Below are 21,943 nucleotides of genomic sequence, written 5' to 3'. Positions count from 1 at the left end.
CGTGCTTCGATGACAAGTTGTCAGCCTCCTGAACCGGCGCGGTTGGCGCGGACGAGCAGCCACAGCAGTACGGGTGCGCCCAGCACGCCCGTGACGATTCCCACCGGAAGCTCCGTGTCCGGGATCAGCTTCCGGGCGATCAGATCGGACACGAGCACCATCACGGCACCGGTCAGACCGGCGGCCACGGGCGGCGGGACGGCGGTGCCGGCCAGGCGCTGGGCGACCTGGGGTGCGGCGAGCGCCACGAACGCGACCGGCCCGGCGGTCGCCGTGCCGAAGGCCACGAGCCCGACGGCGATGAGCAGCACGGCCACGCGGACGGCCTGTACGCGTGTGCCCAGACCCCGGGCGACGTCGTCGCCGAGTTGCAGGGTTCGCATCAGCCGCCCCAGCAGCAGCGCCGCGGGCAACAGGACGGCCATGGTCAGGGCCAGCGGGCCGATCTGCTGCCAGGTGCGGCCGTTGAGGTTGCCGACCAGCCAGCCAAGCGCGGCCTGCGCCTGGAACTGGCGGCCGTGGGCCATGAGGTAGTCGGTGGCGCTGGTGCAGATCCAGGCGATGCCGACGCCGACGAGGACGATCCGGTAGCCGGTGGTACCGCGTTTCCACGCCAGGACGTACACCAGCAACGCGGCCGTCAGCGCGCCGAGCACACCCAGGGCCTGGGTGCTTGCGCCGGTATCCCAGCCGAGGACGATCCCGGCGACCACCGCTGTTCCGGCGCCCTGGGTGATGCCCATCATGTCGGGGCTGGCGAGCGGGTTGAGCGTCATGGTCTGGAGCAGGGCGCCCGAGACGCCGAACGCGATGCCGACGAGCAGCCCCGCCAGGGCCCGCGGCAGGCGCAGTTCATGGACGATCAGCTGGGTACCGGGGTCGCCCGCGCCGAACAGGGCCCGCATCACATCGGTGAGCGGGAGGCTGATGTCCCCGATGGCGGTCTCCAGGCAGAACGCGAGAAACGCGGCGGCGGCCAGGACCAGGCACACGGCCACCAGCCGGGGCCGCAGCACCCCGGAGACGGGCGGCACGGCGAGCCGGAAGGGAACGCGGCGCGCGGAGCGGGGGACGGCAATCCGGTCCGCCGCATCTGTCGGGCCCGTTCCGGGCACGAGTTCGGTCGTCATGAGGTCACCGCTCCGTGCGTCGGTTCGACATGGCGCACAGGTCCGCGGGTCGGTTCCTCATGGGGCCATGGGTTCGGGTGTCGGCTCGTGGCGGGGCCGCAGGCCGCGTGTCGGTACGTGACGGTCGGTCCCTCCGGGTGTCGGCTCGTGGCGGGTCCGCAGCCTGTGTGTCGGTGGGGGATGGCCGATGGCTGCGGGTGTCGGTTCGTCCGGGGCCCGCAATCCGGGTGTCGGTGGGTCATAGCCCGTCCCTCCGGGCTTCGGCTCGTCGCGAGTCCGCAGGCTGTGGGTCGGTGGGGGACGGCCCATGGCTGCGGGGTCGGCTCGTGGCGGGTCCGCAGGCCCGTGTGGTGGTAGGTCATGGCCCGTTCCTTCGGGTGTCGGCTCGTCCCGGGCCCACCGCCCGTGCGTCGGTACGTCACGGCCCGCCCCTCCGGGTGTCGGCTCCTCGCGGGCTCGCCGCTTCGTGCGCCGGTGCTGCAGGGCCCACACCCCCTGCGTCGGTACGTCATGGCTCACAGCTCCGCAAGTCGCCGGCGGCGGACCAGTGCGATGAAGAACGGGCCTCCGATGAAGGCGACCAGGACGCCCGCCTGGATCTCGATCGGACGGGCGATCAGTCGCCCGGCGATGTCTGCCGCCAGCAGCAGGCAAGGGGCGAGCACCGCCGACAGGGGGAGTAGCCAGCGGTGATCCGGACCGATTCCGGCGTACTGCGCCAGGACGCGCGCGATGTGCGGCACGACCAGGCCCACGAAGACGACCGGGCCGATCACGGCGACCGCTCCGCCGGTCAGCAGTGTGACGGCCACCACCCCGCAGACGCGCACCGTGCCCAGCTTCAGCCCCAGCGACTTCGCGACGTCGTCGCCGAGCGCGAGGCTGTTGAGGGCGGGAGCGCAGGCCAGCGCGAGGACCGCGCCGACGGCGAGGAACGGCAGGACGCGCAGGAGGACTTCGTCGTTCTGGTTGGCGAGCGATCCCGCGGACCAGAAGCGGTAACGGTTGAGGGCGTCGGGGTCGGTCAGCGCCACCGCACTGGTCAGGGAGAACAGCAGGGACGTCACCGCGACACCGGCCAGGGCCAGTTTGACCGGCGTCGATCCGGACCGTCCCAGCCCGCCCAGGAAGTACACCAGCACGCTGGCCGCCAGCGCACCGGCGAAGGCGAACCAGATGTAGCCGTACACCGAGCCGATGCCCAGGACACCCACCGACAGCACGACGGCGAACGCCGCGCCCGCGCTCACGCCCAGGATGCCCGGATCCGCCAGGGGATTGCGGGTGAGGGCCTGCATCAGCGCCCCCGACAGGCCCAGCGCGGCCCCGGTCGCCAGGCCGAGGGCGGTGCGGGGGAGCCGTACCGACCAGATCACGTTCTCGACCCGGGAGTTGGGCGCGTCGCCGAGCAGCGTGTCCCAGACCTGGTCGAGGGGTACGGCGAGCGCGCCGTACGCCATGGACAGGGCGCACAGCGCGAGGAGCGCCGCACCGGAGAGCGCGAGCAGTATGACTGCGCGGGGGCCTTTCGCCGCCCGGACCGCTGAGGTCCCCACGTCAACTTCCTTTGATGAGGCTTACCTTAACCAAGCGTAGGGCGAGACGGCCCGGCATCCCACCCCTTGGTGAACCATGTGGTCCCCCTGTGAATTAGGTAACCCTTACCTTAGTATGTCGCCGACCCCCGGCCCAGGGCCGGGACCGACCCGCTGGGGAGGCACGCTGCTGTGTGCGGTTCCGAAGAAGTCCTGACCTACTGGCGACGGATACTCACACCGCTCCCGCTGGAGACATCCCTGCCCACCGACCGGCCCCATCCCGCGCGGCCCGCCCCGGAACGGCACACCCGCACTCTGGCCGATGTCCCCGAAGCCGCCGACCCCGTACTGCTCGCGGCGTTCATCGCCCTGCTCCACCGCTACACCGGCGCCTCCGACCTCACCGTCGGCCACGACGGGCTACCGGTGCGGGTGTCCGTCGACCACGACCCCACCTTCCAGGAACTGGTGCGGCGGGTGACGGAGGCCTGGGAGGAGGCGGAGACCTACCGGGTGCCCGCCGAGCTGCTCATCGACGAACTGCACCCCCGGCCGACGCGGGGCGGGGGCCTGTTCTTCAACACGGCCTTCGCAACGGCCGCCCGGCCCGTCGGGGATCTGCCCGCTCCGGTCGACGTGGTGCTGGAGGTACGCGAGGGCGCGGCGCGGGCGTCGTACGACCCCCGCCTGTTCGACGGCACCACCGTCGAGCGGCTGCTCGGCCACTACCGGACCCTCCTCGCCGACGCACTGGCCCGCCCCGACACCCCTGTTGCCCGGCTCGGCCTGATGAGCCCGGAAGAGGACCGGCAGGTCGTCGTCGACTGGAACGCCACCGAGCACACGGTGCCGCCGCACACCTGGCCCGCGATGTTCGCCGAGCAGGTACGGCTGCGCCCCGACGCAGTCGCCCTGGTCTTCGAGGACGAGGAACTCACCTACGCCGAGCTGGACGAGCGGGCCAACCGGCTCGCGCACGCCCTCATCGCGCGCGGCGCAGGACCCGAACGCATCGTCGCGCTGGCGCTGCCGCGCTCCACCGACCTGATCGTCGCCGAGGTCGCCGTCCTCAAGTCCGGCGCCGCCTATCTGCCGATCGACCACGACTACCCGGTGGACCGCATCGCCTACATGCTCGGCGACGCCGCCCCCGTCTGCATGGTGACCACCGAGGAGACCGCGCGGGAACTCCCCGAGCGGGACGGCATGACCCTGCTCGCACTCGACTCACCCGATACGGCGGCGGAGTTGGCCGAGCAACCGGCCCACGACCCCGATGCGCCCGTCTCCGTCCTGAACGCCGCCTACGTCATCTACACCTCGGGCTCCACCGGACGCCCCAAGGGCGTCGTCCTGGCCCACAGCGGCGTGGCGAAGCTCGTCGCCACGCAGACCGAGCGGTTCGGCATCGGGCCGCACAGCCGGGTGCTGCAGTTCGCCTCGCCCAGCTTCGACGTCGCGTTCTGGGACCTGTGCCTCGGACTGCTCTCCGGCGGCCGGCTGGTCGTCGTACCGGCCGAACGACGGGTGCCCGGCGCCCCGCTCGCCGACTACGCGAACGCCCACGGCATCACGTTCATGATTCTTCCGCCGGCGCTGCTCGCCGCCATGCCCGACGACGTACGGCTGCCGCCCGCGGCCACGCTGCTGGCGGGCACCGAGCGGGTGTCGCCGGAGCTGGTGGGCCGTTACGCGCGCGGGCGGATGATGTTCAACGCGTACGGCCCCACGGAGGCCACCACCAACTCCACCCTCGGGCTGTGCGATCCGGACATCCCGGCGGGGTCGGTCGTGCCGATCGGCGTTCCCGACCCGGGCACGCGCGCGTACGTCCTCGACGCGTTCCTCCGGCCGGTTCCCGCCGGTGTCACGGGCGAGCTGTATCTCGGGGGAGCGGGCCTCGCGCGGGGCTATCTGGGCCGCCCCGACCTGACCGCCGAGCGGTTCGTCGCCGACCCCTTCGGCGCGCCCGGCGAACGGCTCTACCGCACCGGCGACCTGGTCCGCTGGAAGGCCGACGGACGGCTGGAGTTCCTCGGCCGCGCCGACACCCAGGTCAAGATCCGCGGCTTTCGCATCGAGCCCGGCGAGATCGAGTCCGTGCTGCGCGGCCACCCGGCCGTCGACCAGGTCACGGTGGTCGCCCGCGAGGACCGCCCCGGCGACCGGCGGCTCGCAGCGTACGTCGTGCCCGCGCTCGACGCTCCGGACGACCGTGTGGCGGAGTGGAAGCAGGTCCACGAACTCCTCTACAGCGCCGCCGGTTCGGAGGGCTTCCGGGAGAACTTCGCGGGCTGGAACAGCATGTACGACGGGCTCCCCATCCCCGTCGAGGAGATGCGGGAGTGGCGGGACGCGACCATCGAGCGCATCCGTGAACTCGGTTCACAAAGGCGTGTGTTGGAGATCGGCGTCGGCAGCGGCCTGATCCTGTCCCGGATCGCGCCCGACTGCGAGGCGTACTGGGGCACCGACCTCTCGGCCGAGGCGATCGGGGCGCTGCGCGCCCAGGTGGACATCACCGGGGTCGAACTGCGCGCGCAGCCCGCGCACGACACGACCGGGCTGCCCGTCGGCTACTTCGACACCGTCGTCCTCAACTCCGTGGCCCAGTACTTCCCGAGCGCGGAGTACCTCACCGACGTCCTGCGCAAGGTGTCCGAACTCCTCGCCCCCGGCGGGCGGATCTTCGTCGGCGACGTCCGCAATCTGCGGCTGCTGCGCACCCTGCGCGCCGCCGTCGAGACGCGGCGGGCCGTCTCCGAGGACAAGAGCGCCCTGCGCGCGGCCGTCGAGCAGTCGGTGCGGTGGGAGGGCGAGCTGCTCCTCGACCCGGACTTCTTCGCCGCGCTCGACGGCTTCGACGCCGACATCCGGATCAAGCGGGCCGCCCACCACAACGAGCTGAGCCGGTACCGGTACGACGTGGTCCTGCGTCCCGGAGCAGCCGCGCCCGGGATGCCGGAGGAGCAGGCGGTGCACTGGGCCGCCGTCGGCGGCCTCACCGGCCTGGCCGGGCTGCTGGCCGAGGGGCCACGGAGGCTGCGGGTCACCGGCGTGCCCAACGCCCGTCTCGCCGACGACCTGGCCGACCTGCGGCGGCTGGAGGGCAGCAGCCAGGAGGCGGCATCCGGCGTCGACCCCGAGGACGTCCACGCCCTGGCCGCCGAGCACGGCTACGCCGCGGCCCTCACCTGGAACGGCGCCGCAGACGACGGCGCGTTCGACGTGGTCCTCGCCCTCGACGGCGCGCTCTCCGGGCTGTACCGAACCGCCGAGGCGTACCCGCACGCGAACCGCCCCGCCCCCTTCCGCGACGTGCAGGCCCTGATGCGGACCCTGCGCTCGTACGCCGCCGAGTGGCTGCCCGACTACATGGTCCCGTCGGCCTTCGTCCCGCTGCACGCACTGCCGGTCACCCCCAGCGGCAAGATCGACGCCAAGGCGCTGCCCGTCCCGGACCGCTCGGCGATGAGCTCGGGCCGTCCGCCGCGCACCGCCCGCGAGAAACTGCTGTGCGGGCTGTACGCCGGCGTGCTCGGGCTGGACTCGGTGACGGCCGAGGACGACTTCCTCGCCCTCGGCGGTGACAGCATCACCGCCATCCAGCTGCTGGTCCGGGCGCGAGAGGCGGGGCTCAGGCTCACCACCCGTGACGTGTTCCGGCACCGCACGGTCGAGGCCCTCGCGAAGGCGGCCGTCGATCGCACCGACGAGCACACCGCCGACCTCCCGCTGGTGGAGGTCGACGCGGCCGAACTCGCCGAGATCCAGGGCACGCGGCCGCTCGCCGTCGAGGAGCTGCTCCCGCTCACCCCGCTTCAGCAGGGCTTCTTCTTCCATGCGGTCCAAGCGCTGAGCGGCGGCCCGGACGGTGACGCCTACGTCGTACAGCAGGTGCTCGACCTGGCAGGACCGGTCGACGGCCCCACCCTGCGCCGCGCCGCACAGCACCTGCTGGACCGGCACGCGCCGCTTCGAGCCGCCTTCCGCCAGGGCCCGGACGGCACGCCGGTGCAGATCATCACCCGGGGCGCCGAACTGCCGTGGCGGGAAGTCGACCTGTCGGCACAGGACGGCGAGGTCCGCGAGTCGCTGGGTGAGGCGGTGGCCGCCGACGAGCGAGCCAAGGGGTTCGACCTGGCGGCGCCCCCACTGCTGCGCTGCGCGCTGATCCGGCTCGGGGAACACCGCAGCCGACTGGTCCTGACGTTCCATCACATCGTCGCCGACGGCTGGTCATTGCCCGTCCTGCACCGCGAACTGATGGCCGCCTACGGCAACGACACGCCTCCGCTCGCCGACGTCACCCCCTACCGCTCCTTCCTGCGCCGCCTCGCGGAGCAGGACCGTGACGCGGCCCGCGACGCCTGGCGCACCGCCCTCGCCGGGCTCGACGAGCCGACCCGGCTGGTCGACGCCCCGGGCACGTCAGCGCCGGTGCGGCCGGCGCACGTCCGCGTGGAGCTGCCCGAGTCGACCACCGCGCGCCTCACCGAGCGGGCCCGCGCCCACGGAGTCACCCTCGGCACGGTGGTCCAGGCCGCCTGGGGGCTGCTGCTGGGCAGGCTCACGGGCCGGGGCGACGTGGTGTTCGGCACAACGGTCTCGGGCCGGGACAGCGAGGTCGAGGGCATCGCCTCGATGGTGGGCCTGTTCATCAACACCCTGCCGACCCGCCTGCGTTGGTCGCCGGGCGAGCCGCTCGGGGACCTCCTTGTCCGCCTCCAGGAGGAGCAGGCTCGGCTGCTCGACCACCAGCATCTCGGCCTCGCGGAGATCCAGCGGCTGGCCGGGCACGCGGGCGGCGGCGAACTCTTCGACACCCTCGTGGTCTTCGAGAACTACCCCGCCGAGACCGACCTCCGCGACCCCTCGGGCAGCATCCGGATCACCGGCGACGCGTTCCACGACGCCGTCCACTATCCGCTCGCCCTCGTCGTCAAGCCCGGCCGACGACTGGACCTGCGCCTCAAGCACCACGAGGAACGGCTGGACGCCGACGCCGTGCGCGCACTCGGCGACCGGCTCGCCCGCATCCTGGAGGCGATCGCCGACGACCCGGCGAACCCCGCAGCCTCCGTCGAGCTGCTGTCGCCCGACGAGGCCCTGCAGGCCCACCCCACCGGCGAGGAGCGCCCCGTCCCGGAGACCACCCTGTCCGAGGCGTTCGCGGCACAGGCCTCCCGCACCCCGGACGCGACCGCCGTCGTGTTCGAGGACGAGCGGCTGACGTATGCCGAACTCGACGCCCGCGCGGAGGCGTTGGCTGACCGGCTGCGCGGTCGCGGCGCGGGTCCGGGGGCGTTTGTCGCGGTCGCGGTCCCACGGTCGGCGGAGCTGATGGTCGCGCTGATCGGCGTACTGAAGTCGGGTGCCGCCTATCTGCCGGTGGACCTGGACTACCCGGCGGACCGGGTGGCCCACATGCTCGCCGACTCCGGCGCCACGACGGTGGTCACGCTGACCGCGACGGCCGACCGACTGCCGGAGACGGGCCCCTCGGTGCTGCTTCTGGATGCCCCGTCGGAGGACGCGGAGCCCGTCACCGGGCGCGGGGCCCGCCCCGACGACCCCGCCTACCTCATCTACACCTCCGGCTCGACCGGCCTGCCCAAGGGCGTGGTCGTCACCCACCGCGCCATCGTCAACCGGCTCGCGTGGATGCAGGGCGCGTACGGGCTGCGCGCCGACGACCGGGTGCTGCAGAAGACGCCGTCCAGCTTCGACGTGTCCGTGTGGGAGTTCTTCTGGCCGCTCCTCGAAGGCGCGGCCGTGGTCCTCGCCCGGTCGGACGGCCACCGCGACCCGGCGTATCTCGCCGAACTCGTCCGCCGACAGGGCATCACCACCATGCACTTCGTGCCGTCGATGCTGGAGGCGTTCCTGCAGTCGGACGACGTGACCGGTGACCCCTCCTGGGCGGCCGCCCTGCGCCGCGTGCTGAGCAGCGGTGAGGCGCTGCCCGTCGAAGCCGCGCGCCGCTGGCACGCCCTGACCGGCGTACCGCTGCACAACCTGTACGGCCCGACCGAGGCCGCCGTCGACGTCACCTACCACCCGTACGGCGACGACGAGGGCACGACCGTGCCCATCGGGCGGCCCGTGTGGAACACCGGCCTGCGGGTGCTGGACTCCTGCCTGCGGCCGGTTCCCGACGGGGTTCCGGGCGAGCTGTATCTGACGGGCGTGCAACTCGCCCGCGGCTACCACGGCCGCCCGGCGCTGACCGCCGAGCGGTTCACGGCCGACCCCTACGGCCCGCCCGGCACCCGCATGTACCGCACCGGCGATCTGGTGCGGCGCCGCGCGGACGGGGTGATCGAGTACCTGGGCCGCACCGACCGGCAGGTCAAGCTGCGCGGCAACCGCATCGAACTCGGCGAGATCGAGGCGGCGTTGGCGCGCCTGCCCGAGGTGGCACAGGCCGCCGTGACGGTACGGGACGACGCGCTCGTCGCCTACGTGGTGCCGCAGGCCGGTGCCGCCCCGGACGCCACCGCACTGCGCGACGCCCTGTCCGGCACCCTCCCCGCCCCCCTGGTCCCCGGCGCCTACGTCGTCCTCGACGCCCTGCCGCTCACCCCCAGCGGCAAGCTGGACCGGGCGGCGCTGCCCGCACCCCGGGCCGTACGGGCCGCCGCCCGCGACCCGCGCACCCCGCGCGAACAACTGCTCACGGAGATCTTCGCCGCCGTACTCAAGCTCACGGACGTCGGCGTCGACGACGACTTCTTCCTGCTCGGCGGCGACAGCATCAGCTCCATCGCCGTCTCCAGCCGGGCCCGCCGCGCGGGCCTGGTGCTCGACCCGCGCGATGTCTTCGAGCACCGCACACCGGCGGCGCTCGCGGCGGCCGCCACCACGGCGGACGAGACGACGGTCACCGTGTCCGTGTTCGAGCTGACCGACGAGGAACGCGCCTCGGTCGAGCGACTGGCGCCGGGCCGTATCGAGGACGTATGGCCCCTCGCCCCCCTCCAGGAGGGCCTGTTCTTCCACTCCACGTACGACGACAGCTCCCTCGACGTCTACACCGTCCACGAGTCCTTCGACCTCGCCGAACGCGTGGACGCCGAGCGGCTGCGGGCCGCGACCCGCACCCTGCTCTCCCGCAACCCCAGCCTGCGCGCCGGGTTCACCAGCGAAGGACTGCGCCAGCCGGTGCAGTTCATCGTGCGGGACGCCGAGATCCCGCTGACGGAGGTGGACCTGTCCGGGCTGCCGACGGCCGAACAGGACCGGCGCATGCGGGAGTTGATGGACGAGGAGCGCTCCCGGCGCTTCGACCTGACCCGCCCGCTGCTGTTCCGGATGCTGCTGGTCCGGCTCGGCGACGCACGCGGCGACCGGCTCGTCATCGGCCGCCATCTGATCCTGTGGGACGGCTGGTCCGCCTGGCTGTTCCTGGACCAGCTGTTCGCCCTGTACGACAGCGGCGGCGACCCGGCCGGTCTGGCCCGCCCCGGCTCCTACCGCGACTACCTCACCTGGCTGGAGCGGCAGGACGACACCGACGCGACCCGCGCGTGGCGCGCCGCGCTGGCCGGTTTCGACGAGCCCACGCTGCTGGCGCCCGCCGTCGACGACCGGGGCCTGGAGCCGGTGATCCCGGAGCACCTCGACGCCGTCCTCGACCCGGAGGCCGCCGAACGGCTGCGCGACACCGCCCGCCGCCACGGCCTCACCCTCAACACGGTGCTCAACGCCGCCTGGGGCCTGGTCCTCGCGAGTGCGACCGGCCGTACGGACATCGTGTTCGGTACGACGGTGGCGGGCCGGCCGAGCGAGGTGCCGGACGTCGAGAACGTCATCGGCATGTTCCTCAACACCGTGCCCGCGCGCATCGCCTTCGACCCGCGCGAGCCGGTGCTCGACCTGCTGCGCCGCATCCAGGGCGAGCGGCTGGAGCTGATGCGGCACGAGTACCTCGGTCTGGGCGTCCTGCAGGCCGAGACCGGCCACCGGCGGCTGTTCGACACGCTGTTCGTGCTGCGCAACGCCGACACCGACGAACGGCTCGCCGAGCTGCGCGACCGGCACGGGGCGACGGCGGTCGCCAACGTGGACGCCACGCACTACCCGGCCAACCTGGTCGTCACCCCGGGCGCCCAGGTCCGCGTCACCCTCGCCTACCGCCCGGACGTGCTGGACGACGCGCACGCGCGCAGCCTGCTGGACCGCTTCGTGCTCCTGGTGGACCGGCTGGTGGCCGACCCCGCCACGCCCGTCGGCTCGCTGGACCCGCTGCTGCCCGCCGAGGCCACCGCACTGGCCCGAGAGGAGGCCGAAAACCGGCAGCCGGTGCCGCACGAGACGGTCGCGGACATGCTGGCCGCCCAGGCCACCCGCACCCCGGACGCGACGGCCCTCGTCTTCGGCGCGCAGACCGTGACGTACGCCGAACTCGACGCCCGCTGCAACCGGATGGCCCGGCTGCTGATCGCGCGCGGGGCAGGTCCCGAGCAGGTCGTCGCGCTGGGCCTGCCGCGGTCGATCGACATGGTGGTGGCGCTGTTCGCGGTGCTGCGCACGGGTGCCGCCTACCTGCCGCTGGAGCTGGACCATCCGGCCGAGCGGCTGTCGCTGATGCTGGCCGACGCCCGCCCGCTGCTCCTGCTGTCGACGAAGGCGGTGTCGCGGACGCTGACGGGCGTCACCCCGCGCGTCCTGCTCGACGACCCGGAGGTGGCGGCGGAACTCGCGGGTCTGCCCGCAGATCCCGTGCACCGGACCTTCAGCCTGGACCACCCCGCCTACGTCATCTACACGTCCGGCTCCACGGGCCGCCCCAAGGGCGTGGTCACGCCGTACGTCGGGCTGACGAACATGCAGCTCAACCACCAGAAGGAGATCTTCGCCCCGGCGATCGCGTCCGCGGGCGGGCGGCGGCTGCGCATCGCGCACACCGTGTCGTTCGCGTTCGACATGTCCTGGGAAGAGCTGCTGTGGCTCGTCGAGGGCCACGAGGTGCACGTCTGCGACGAGGAACTGCGGCGTGACGCCACCGCGCTGGTGGCGTACTGCGAGGAGCACCGCGTCGACGTGGTGAACGTGACCCCCACGTACGCCCATCTCCTCATCGAGGAGGGCCTGCTGGAGGGGCACCGCCCGCCGCTGGTGCTGCTCGGCGGCGAGGCGGTCACCGAGACGGTGTGGAACACGCTGCGGGACACGGAGGGGACGTACGGCTACAACCTGTACGGACCCACCGAGTACACGATCAACACCCTCGGCGGCGGCACCCACGACAGCGCCACCCCGACCGTGGGCCGCCCGATCCGTGCCACCCGCGCCCGCATCCTCGACACCTGGCTGCGGCCGGTGCCGGACGGTGTGGCCGGCGAGCTGTACATCGCGGGCGTGGGCCTCGCCCGCGGCTACCTCGACCGGCCCGGCCTGACGGCCGAGCGGTTCGTGGCCGACCCGTACGGGCGTCCGGGCGAGCGCATGTACCGCACGGGCGACCTGGTGCGGCGCCGCCCGGACGGCAACCTGGACTTCCTCGGCCGTACCGACGACCAGGTCAAGATCCGCGGCCACCGGGTGGAGCTCGGCGAGATCGAGACGGTGCTCGCTCAGCACCCCGAGGTCTCCCAGGCCGCCGTCCTCGCCCGCGACGACGCCTCCGCCCCCGGCACCAAGCGGCTGGTGGGGTACGTCGTCCCGGCGGAACCCGACGCGGAGGCTCTTCAGGCGGCCGAGCGGGAGCAGATCGGCGAGTGGCGGGAGATCTACTCGGCCGAGTACACCGAGATCGGCACGGCCGTCTTCAGCGAGGGCTTCGCGGGCTGGGACAGCTCCTACGACGGCGAGCCCATCCCCCTTGAGCACATGCGCGAGTGGCGCGAGGCCACCGTGGAGCGCATCCGCGAGCTGCGGCCGCGACGCATCCTCGAGATCGGCGTCGGCTCCGGTCTGCTGATGTCGCGGCTCGCCCCGGACGCCGAGTCCTACTGGGCGACGGACTTCGCGGCGCCCGTGATCCGCAAGCTCGGCGAGGACCTGAAGGCCGACCCGGAGCTGGCCCGGAAGGTGGAACTTCGCTGCCAAGCCGCCGAGGTGACGGACGGTCTGCCGACCGGCTTCCTCGACACGATCGTCATCAACTCCGTCGTGCAGTACTTCCCGAGCCTGGACCATCTGCGCAAGGTGATCCGGGGCGCGATGGGGCTGCTCGCGCCTGGCGGTGCCCTGTTCCTCGGTGACGTTCGCGATCTGCGGCAGGCCCGCGTGTTCCAGACGGGCATCCAGCTGGCCCGCGCGGGCGCGGAAGCCGATCCGGAGGCGCTGCGCCGGGCCGTGGACCGGGGGCTCGCCCTGGAGAAGGAACTCCTCGTCGACCCCGACTGGTTCAGCACCCTCGGCGTCGGCGTCGAACTGCGTACCAAGGCCGGCCGACACCAGAACGAGCTGACGCGGTACCGGTACGACGTGGTGCTGTACGAGGGCGCAGGCGCCGTCCCGGTGGACGACGCTCCCGTGCTCGACTGGACCGGCACGGGCGACCTCGTCGCCCGCCTGGACGGCGCGGAACAGCTCCGGGTCCGCCGCATACCGGACGCGCGAACGGCGGACGACCTCGCGGCGATGCGGGCGATGGACGCCGGACGGCTGCCCGGCCCGGCTGCGGCGGGCGAGGAGCCCGAGCACCTGCGGCGGCTGGGGGAGTCGTACGGCTACCGGGTCCTGACCACCTGGTCCGACGAACCGGGCTGCTTCGACGCGGTGTTCGTCCGCGGCACGGAACCCCGGCGCACCGTGGGCCTGCACCGCCCCCTCCCGGACCGTGGCACCGCTCCGTACGCCAACACCCCCACCGCCACCCGCGGTAACGGCGCGCTCGTACGACGGCTGCGCGAGGACCTGGGACAGCGGCTGCCCGGCTATATGGTCCCCCCCGCCTTCGTGGTCCTGCCACGGCTGCCGATGAACGACAACGGCAAGCTCGACGTACGGGCCCTGCCGGACGCCGAGCCCGCGGTGGCCCTGTCGGAGGGGCGCGGGCCGCGCACGCCCGTCGAGGAGGTGCTGTGCCGTCTGTTCGCCGAGGTGCTCGGGCTGCCCCGCACCGGCGCGGAGGACAACTTCTTCGACCTGGGCGGCCATTCGCTGCTGGCCACCCGACTGATCAGCCGGGCCCGCACCGAACTGGGCGCGGAGCTGGCGATCCGCGACCTGTTCGAGGCCCCGACGCCCGAGACGCTGGCGCTGCGCGCGGAGGCCGGACGGCCCGCCCGCCCGGTCCTCATCCCCGCGACGGAGCGGCCCGCGCGCATCCCGCTGTCGGCGGCCCAGCGGCGGCTGTGGCTGGTCGAGCGGATCACCGGCGACGGGGTCGCGTACAACTTCCCGCTGGTCTTCCGGCTCCGCGGCACGCTGGACCTCGACGCCCTGCGGAGCGCGCTGTGGGACGTGACCGACCGTCATGAGGCCTTGCGCACCCGCTTCCTGGTGGAGGACGGCGAGCCGTACCAGTGGATCGCGGCGGCCGGTCAGGCCGAGCCCGAGTTCCGCGTCACCGACTGCACCGAGGAGGAGCTGGCCGCGCGGATCGAGGCCGCCCAGCGCCGTCCCTTCGACCTGAGCGTCGAACTTCCGGTACGGGCAGAGGTGTTGCGACTCGGCGTCGAGGACTCGGTGGTGGCGCTGGTGCTGCACCACATCACCACCGACGAGTGGTCCGACCGGCCGTTCCTGGCCGACCTGAACCACGCCTACGCGGCCCGCACTGCCGGGCGGGAGCCGGACTGGGCGCCGCTGCCGGTGCAGTACGCCGACTACACGCTGTGGCAGGAAGCCCTGCTCGCCGAGGTGGGCGAGCGGCAGCTCGACTTCTGGACACGCACACTGCGCGATCTGCCCGAGCAGATCGCGCTGCCCCTGGACCGCCCGGGTGCGGCCCGGACCACCGGCCGGGGTGCCGTCGTGCGCAGGGCGGTGCCGGACATGACCGGGGCCGCGCTGCGGGACCTGGCCGCCACCCATCAGGCCAGCATGTTCATGCTGTTCCAGGCGGCGACGGCGGCACTGCTGCACCGGCTCGGCGCGGGGGAGGACATCCCGCTCGGCGCGCCGATCGCGGGCCGCACCGACAGCGCGGTGGACGACCTGGTCGGCTTCTTCGTCAACACGCTGGTGCTGCGCACGGACCTGTCCGGTGACCCGTCCTTCGCCGAACTCCTGGACCGCGTGAAGGAGTCGGCGCTCGCCGCCTTCGAGCACCAGGACGTGCCGTTCGACCGGGTGGTGGACGCGGTCAACCCGGTCCGGGTCGCCGACCGCAACCCGCTGTTCCAGGTGATGCTCGGCTACCACCACCGCCCCGACGGCGACCCCGATCTGTTCGGACTGCCGACCGAGTGGTTCGACATGGACACCGGCATGGCCAAGTTCGACCTGGACTTCACCTTCGTCGACCATGGCGCCGGACGCGACATGGCGCTGCTGCTGGAGTACGCCACCGACCTCACCGACACCGAGACCGCGGCCGCGCTGGCCGAGCGGCTGCTCGGCCTGCTGGAGCAGATCGCCCGGGACCCGGCACGGCCGGTGAACACGCTGCGCGTCCTGACCGACGAGGAGGAGTCGGCCGCCGCGACCGAGTGGAACGACACGGCCCGGCCGCTGGAGACCCGCACCGTCCCGGAGATCTTCGACGACGTCGTACGGGACCGCCCCGACGCCCCGGCCCTGGTCACCGGCGAGACCCGGCTGACCTTCCGGGAACTGTCCGAGCATGTGGACGCCGTGGCGCGGCTGCTGTCGCACCGGGGCGCCGGTGCCGAGACGGTGGTCGGGCTGGCCCTGCCCCGTGCCCTCATGGTCCCGGCGATCCTCGGTGTGCTGAAGTCCGGGGCTGCCTATCTGCCGCTGGATCCCGAGTACCCGGCCGAACGGCTTGAGTTCATGCTGCGGGACGCGGCACCGCTGTGCGTGCTCACCACGACGGCCCTCGCGTCGAGGCTGCCGGACGGCTACGCGCCGGTGCTGCTGGACGACCTCGACCTGCGAGCGGGCGAGGATGCCACGGCACCGGCCCCGCCCGCCCTCTCGAACACCGCGTACGTCATCTTCACCTCCGGTTCCACCGGCAGACCGAAGGGCGTCGTCGGCACCCACCGCGGCCTGAGCAACTTCATCGCCGCGCACCGCGACGACCTGATCGGTCCGGCGGAACGGGCCGCGGGACGGTCCGGGCTGCGGGCCGTGCACGCCGCGTCATTCAGCTTCGACGGCTCGTGGGAGCCGCTGATCTGGCTGCTGGCCGGCCACGAGCTGCACGTGACCGACGAGGCCACCATGGCCGACCCTGCCGCACTGCTGACGTATCTGGGCCGGGAGCGGATCGACTTCCTCGACGTCACGCCCACCTATCTGCGCGAGCTGATCCACCACGGCCTCCTGGAGCCCGGCGGCCACATCCCCGGTGTGATCGCCGTGGGCGGCGAGGCGACCCCCGCGCCGCTGTGGGAACGGCTGTGTGCCCTGCCCGGGGTGCAGGTCCACGACCTGTACGGCCCCACCGAGTGCGCGGTCGACGCCTACGGCTGGCACGACGACGCCTCCGGCCGGTGGGCCGCGCCGCTCGACAACATCCGCGCCCACGTCCTCGACCGCGCTCTGCGGCCGGTGCCGGTGGGAGTGACGGGCGAGCTGTACCTGGCGGGCGAGGGCCTGGCCCGCGGCTACCTGAACCGGCCCGGACTGACCGCCGAGCGGTTCACCGCCGACCCCTTCGGGGCGCCCGGCAGCCGCATGTACCGCACGGGCGACCTCGCCCGGCGGCGCCGTGACGGCTCGCTGGAGTTTCTGGGGCGGGCCGACAGCCAGGTCAAGCTACGTGGCTTCCGCATCGAACTCGGGGAGATCGAGGCGCTGCTCGCCGACCACCCGGGCGTGGCGACAGCCGCGGTCGTCGTCCGCGAGGACACCCCGGGCGTGCGCAGGCTCGTGGCGTACGTCCTCCCGGTCGGCGACCGTACGCCGGACCCGTCCGACCTGCGCGCGCGTGCGGCGTCCGCGCTGCCCTCGCACATGGTGCCGGCGGCCTTCGTCACGGTGCCCGCTCTGCCGCGCACCGTCAGCGGCAAGCTCGACGAGAAGGCGCTGCCCGCACCTGACTTCGCCGCCCTCACCTCGGGACGCAGGCCCCGCACACCACGCGAGGACCTGCTGTGCGAGGCGTTCGCTGCGGTCCTCGACGTGCCCGAGGTGGGCATCGACGACGACTTCTTCGCCCTGGGCGGCCACTCGCTGCTGGCCATGCGGCTGACCGCCCGCATCCGCGCGGTGCTCTGCGCCGAGGTGTCGCTGCGCACGGTGTTCGACGCGCCCACGGTCGCCCGGCTCGCCGAGCGGCTGACGGCGGACGGCACGACGGAGGCCGCCACCCGCCCGGCGCTGACGGTCCGCCCGCGCCCCGAGCGGCTGCCGCTGTCGTCGGCCCAGCAGCGGCTGTGGGTGCTGTACCAGGTGGAGGGCCCCAGCGCGACGTACAACATCCCCTCGGCCTGGCGGCTGACCGGAGCGCTGGACGTCGAGGCGTTGCGGGCCGCGGTTCACGATCTCGTCGTACGGCACGAGACGCTGCGCACCGTCTTCCCCGACGAGGAGGGCCGCGCCTTCCAGCGGGTGCTGGCCCCGGACGAGGTCCGCATCCCCTTCGATGTGGAGGACACGGACGAGGAGCAGCTCGCCCAGCGGCTGACGCAGGCCGGGGCGTACGGCTTCGAGCTGGACCGCGAACCCCCGCTGCGCGTCCATGTGTTCCGCACCGGCGAGGACGAGTGGACCCTGCTGCTCCTGCTGCACCACATCGCCGGTGACGAGTGGTCGGAGGTGCCCCTCAACCGGGACCTGGCCCTCGCCTACGCCTCCCGAACGGCCGGGCGCGCCCCGGACTGGGCACCGCTGCCCATCCAGTACGCCGACTACACGCTATGGCAGGAGCGGCTGCTCGCCGAGGTCAGCGAGCGTCAGATCGCCTACTGGCGGCAGGCGCTGGCCGGTCTGCCCGAGGAGCTGGCGCTGCCCGCCGACCGGCCCCGGCCACTGGAGGCCGGCTACCGGGGCGGCTCCGCCGACCTCTCCCTCGACGCCGAACTGGCCGCAGACCTGCACCGGTTGGCCCGGGACAACGGCGTCAGCGTGTTCATGGTGCTCCAGGCCGCCGTGGCGACCCTGCTCACCCGGCTGGGCGCCGGGCACGACATCCCGATCGGCAGCCCGATCTCCGGGCGCACCGACGCCGCCCTGGAGGACCTGGTCGGCTTCTTCCTCAACACCCTGGTCCTGCGTACCGACACCTCCGGCGATCCCACCTTCCGGGAGCTGCTGGCCCGGGTGCGGGAGACGGACCTGGCGGCCTTCGACCACCAGGACGTGCCGTTCGAGCGGCTGGTCGAGGTGCTCAACCCGGCCCGGTCGCTGGCCCGGCACCCGCTGTTCCAGGTGATGGTGGTGTACCTGGCGTCCGGCGGCGAGGACGACACGGGGCTTCCCGGGCTGCACGCCCGCCGGGACGACGTGGTACAGACGACGGCCAAGTTCGACCTGTCCTTCGACTTCGTGGAGCGCGGCGACGGCAGCGGTGTCGACGGCGTCCTGGAGTACAGCGCCGAGTTGTTCGACCACACCACCGCGCAGTCCTTCGCCGACCGTCTGCGGCGCGTCCTGCGCGCCGTGACCGCCGACCCGGACGTCACCGTCGGGCGCGTGGACATCCTCGGCGAGGACGAGCGGGACCGCCTGGTCGGCGGCTGGCACAGCCGGCCGCTCCTCGCCGCGCCGACGACCGTCCCCGCGTTGTTCGAGTACCGGGTGCGGCAGTGCCCCGAACTGCCCGCCGTGGCCTCCGAGGGCATCGAGCTCACCTTCGCCGAGCTGAACGCCGAGGCCAACCGACTGGCCCGGCTGCTGGTCGCACACGGGGCAGGCCCGGAGCGGTTCGTGGCACTGGCCCTGCCCCGCACCGCGCGGTTCCTGGTGGCCGTCCTCGCGGTGCACAAGGCGGGGGCCGCCTATCTGCCGCTCGACCCCGACGCACCGGCCGAGCGCACGGCCGACGTCCTCGACGACGCCCGTCCGGTGCTCACCCTCACCACCCGCGACCTCGCGGGTGCCCTGCCCGCGGGAGGTGAGGTGCTGGCGCTGGACGAGCCCGCGGTGAAGGAGCGGATCGCCGCCCACGATCCGGCCGACCTCACCGACGCCGAGCGGACCGCCCCACTGTCGCCCGCTCATCCGGCATACGTCATCTACACCTCCGGCTCCACCGGCCGCCCCAAGGGCGTCGTGGTCACCCACGGCACCCTCGGCAACCTGTTCCGCAGCCACCGCGAGACGCTGTACACCCCGGCGACCCACGCCACCGGGAGGCGGCACTTGCGGGCCGGGCACGCCTGGTCCTTCTTCTTCGACGCCTCCTGGCAGCCGCAGTTGTGGCTGCTGGACGGGCACTGCGTCCACATCGTCTCCGAGGAGGTCCAGCGCGATCCCGAACTCCTTGCCGCGGCCGTGGTGGAGCACCGCTTCGACTTCCTGGAGGTCACGCCGTCGTTCTTCGCGCAGATGGCCGACAGCGGCCTCCTGGACGGGGACGACTGCCCCCTCGCGGTCGTCGGCGTCGGCGGTGAGGCCGTCCCGGTCGCGCTGTGGCGGCGGCTGGCGGCGCTGCGCGGCACCGAGGCGTTCAACCTCTACGGTCCGACCGAGTCCACCGTGGACGCCCTTGTCGTGCGCGTCCGCGACAGCGAATGCCCGCTCGTGGGACGGCCGGTGACCGGCACCCGCGCCTACGTGCTGGACGACCTGCTGCAACCGGTACCGCCCGGCGTCACCGGCGAGCTGTACCTTGCGGGCGGCGGCCTGGCCCGCGGCTATCTGGGCGCTCCCGCCCTGACGGCCGAGCGGTTCGTGGCCGACCCGTTCGGCGCGCCGGGCACGCGGCTGTACCGCACCGGCGACCTGGCCCGCTGGACCGCCGACGGCCGCATCGACTACCTCGGCCGGGCCGACGACCAGGTCAAGATCCGCGGCTTCCGCATCGAACCGGCCGAGATCGAGTCCGCGCTCACCGGCCATCCCGCCGTCGCTCAGGCGCTGGTGACGGTACGTCAGGAAGGTCCGCGCAAGCAGCTCGTGGCGTACGTGATCCCGGTCCCGGGCTCAACACCGGACCCGGCCGCGCTGCGCGCCCACGTCGCCGCCCGGCTCCCGGACCACATGGTCCCCGCGGCCGTCGTACCCCTGGACCGGTTCCCGCAGCTGGCGAACGGCAAGCTGGACCGGGCCGCCCTGCCCGCGCCCGACTTCTCCGCCCTGTCGTCCGGCCGCGCGCCCGCCACTCCCATGGAGAAGGCGCTCTGCGCGGTCTTCGCCGAGGTGCTGGGGCTCGAACAGGTCGGCGTGGACGACGACTTCTTCACCCTGGGCGGCGACAGCATCGTCGCGATGCAGCTCGTCGGCCGGGCCCGGGCGGCGGGCGCGCGGATCACTCCGCGTCTCGTCTTCCGGCACCGTACGGTCGCCGCGCTCAGCACGGTCGCCGAGTCCGCCGACAGCGCCGCACCGCGCCCGGAGGACGACGGCACCGGCACCGTGCCGCTCACCCCGGTGATGCACTGGCTGCGCGAACTGGGCGGCCCCTTCTCGACGTACCACCAGGCCGCGCTCGTCCGTACGCCCGCGGAACTGGACCTGCCCGGTCTGACCGCCGTGCTCCAGGCACTGGCCGACCGGCACGACCTGCTGCGGGCCACCCTGGTGCGGCCGTCGCGCGACGACACCGAGGACTGGTCACTGCACGTCCCGTTCGTCGGGGCGGTCGACGCCGCCGGGTGGATCGACCGGGTGGACGTGGCCGGGCTCGACGCCGAGGCGCTGGGCGAGGCCGTGCGCGAGCACGCGCACGCGGCCCGGGCGCTGCTGGACCCGGACGAGGGCGCGATGGTGCGGGCCGTGTGGTTCGACGCGGGCGACGCGCCCGGACGGCTGCTGCTGATGGCCCACCACCTGGTGGTGGACGGCGTGTCGTGGCGGGTGCTGCTGCCGGACCTGGCGGCGGCCTGGCAGGACGTCTCCGCCGGGCGGCCGGTACGGCTCGAACCGGTGGACACGTCATTCGCCCGCTGGTCGCGGCTGCTGTCCGAACTGGCCCAAGATCCCGCGCGCGAGGCGGAGCTGCCCGTGTGGACGGCCGTCCTGGACGGCGGCAGCGAACCCTTCCCTCTCGTACGGGCCTTGGATCCGGACCTGGACACGACCGAGACCCAGCGCGAGGTGATCACGCGGCTGCCTGCCGAGCCCACCGGGCCACTGCTGTCGACCGTGCCCGCCGCGTTCGGCGCCGGCGTCAACGACGTGCTGCTCACCGGTCTCGCCCTGGCCTTCGCCGACTGGCGGCGGCGCGGCGGCGGAACCGACACCTCCGTCCTGGTCGACCTGGAGGGCCACGGCCGCGAGGAGGAGCTGGGCGGCGACGGCGTCGACCTCTCCCGCACGGTGGGCTGGTTCACCAGCGTCTTCCCGGTCCGCCTCGATCCGGGCCCGATCGACCTGGCCGAGGCCTTCGCGGGCGGCCCCGCGGCCGAGGAAGCGGTACGCCGGGTCCGCGAGCACCTGGCCTCGCTCCCCGCGAACGGCGTCGGCTACGGCATGCTGCGCCACCTCAACCCCCGTACCCGCGAGGTACTGGCGGTCCGAGAACCGGCCCGCGTCGAGTTCAACTACCTCGGCCGGTTCGGTATCCCGGAGGAGACGGACTGGTCGTACGCGCCCGAGGAGGACGCGGCCGACATCGGACCGGAGGCCGCGATGCGTGAGGGCCACGCGCTGAGCATCAACGTGGTGACCGAGGACCGGGCGGACGGGCCGGTGCTGGCCGCCCACTGGTCCTATCTGGAAGGTCTGCTGCCGCGCGAGACGGTCGAGGACCTGGCCCGGACGTGGTTCCGGGCCCTGGAGGGACTCATCGCGTGGGCGCAGAGCAACCCGCACAAGAGAGGACAGGCATGAGCAGCAACCCGTTCGAGGACCCCGAGGGCGTCTACCTGGTGCTCGTCAACGACGAGAACCAGCACAGCCTGTGGCCGGACTTCGTGGACGTACCGGCCGGCTGGCGGGTGGTCCACGGGCCCGCGCCCAGGCAGGCCTGCCTGGAGTACGTCGAGACCCACTGGACCGACATGCGGCCGCGCAGCCTGGCCGAGGCCATGGACGGCTGAACACGACGATGGGGGCGGCCCCTAGGGACCGCCCCCATCGCCTTGCCGG

Annotated in this window: 4 protein-coding genes; 2 read left to right on the top strand and 2 right to left on the bottom strand. The window is 73.2% G+C overall.

Annotated features, from left to right (window positions below):
- Positions 1-20 precede the first annotated feature (20 nt).
- Both SSP24_RS15405 and SSP24_RS15400 read right to left on the bottom strand, forming a co-directional pair.
- Complete coding sequence (locus SSP24_RS15405) at positions 21-1,130, bottom strand: FecCD family ABC transporter permease (protein WP_141310093.1); 1,110 nt, start codon at positions 1,128-1,130, stop codon at positions 21-23.
- A 515-nt stretch (positions 1,131-1,645) separates the two neighbouring features.
- Positions 1,646-2,686, bottom strand: coding sequence for a FecCD family ABC transporter permease (locus SSP24_RS15400; RefSeq protein WP_141310092.1), 1,041 nt, complete (start codon positions 2,684-2,686; stop codon positions 1,646-1,648).
- A 171-nt stretch (positions 2,687-2,857) separates the two neighbouring features.
- Between SSP24_RS15400 and SSP24_RS15395 the strand changes: the two genes are divergently transcribed.
- Both SSP24_RS15395 and SSP24_RS15390 read left to right on the top strand, forming a co-directional pair.
- On the top strand, positions 2,858-21,685 hold the full coding sequence (locus SSP24_RS15395) for a non-ribosomal peptide synthetase (protein ID WP_141310091.1): 18,828 nt from the start codon (positions 2,858-2,860) through the stop codon (positions 21,683-21,685).
- A complete protein-coding gene (locus SSP24_RS15390; RefSeq protein WP_141310090.1) occupies positions 21,682-21,894 on the top strand; it encodes an MbtH family protein in 213 nt (70 codons plus the stop codon). Before SSP24_RS15395 ends, SSP24_RS15390 begins: the two co-directional genes overlap by 4 nt.
- Positions 21,895-21,943 lie beyond the last annotated feature (49 nt).

It is taken from the genome of Streptomyces spinoverrucosus, from assembly GCF_006539505.1.
GTDB lineage: Bacteria > Actinomycetota > Actinomycetes > Streptomycetales > Streptomycetaceae > Streptomyces > Streptomyces spinoverrucosus.
The sequence above is the reverse complement of the archived record's forward strand: the minus strand, read 5'-3'. Positions and strand labels throughout refer to the sequence as shown.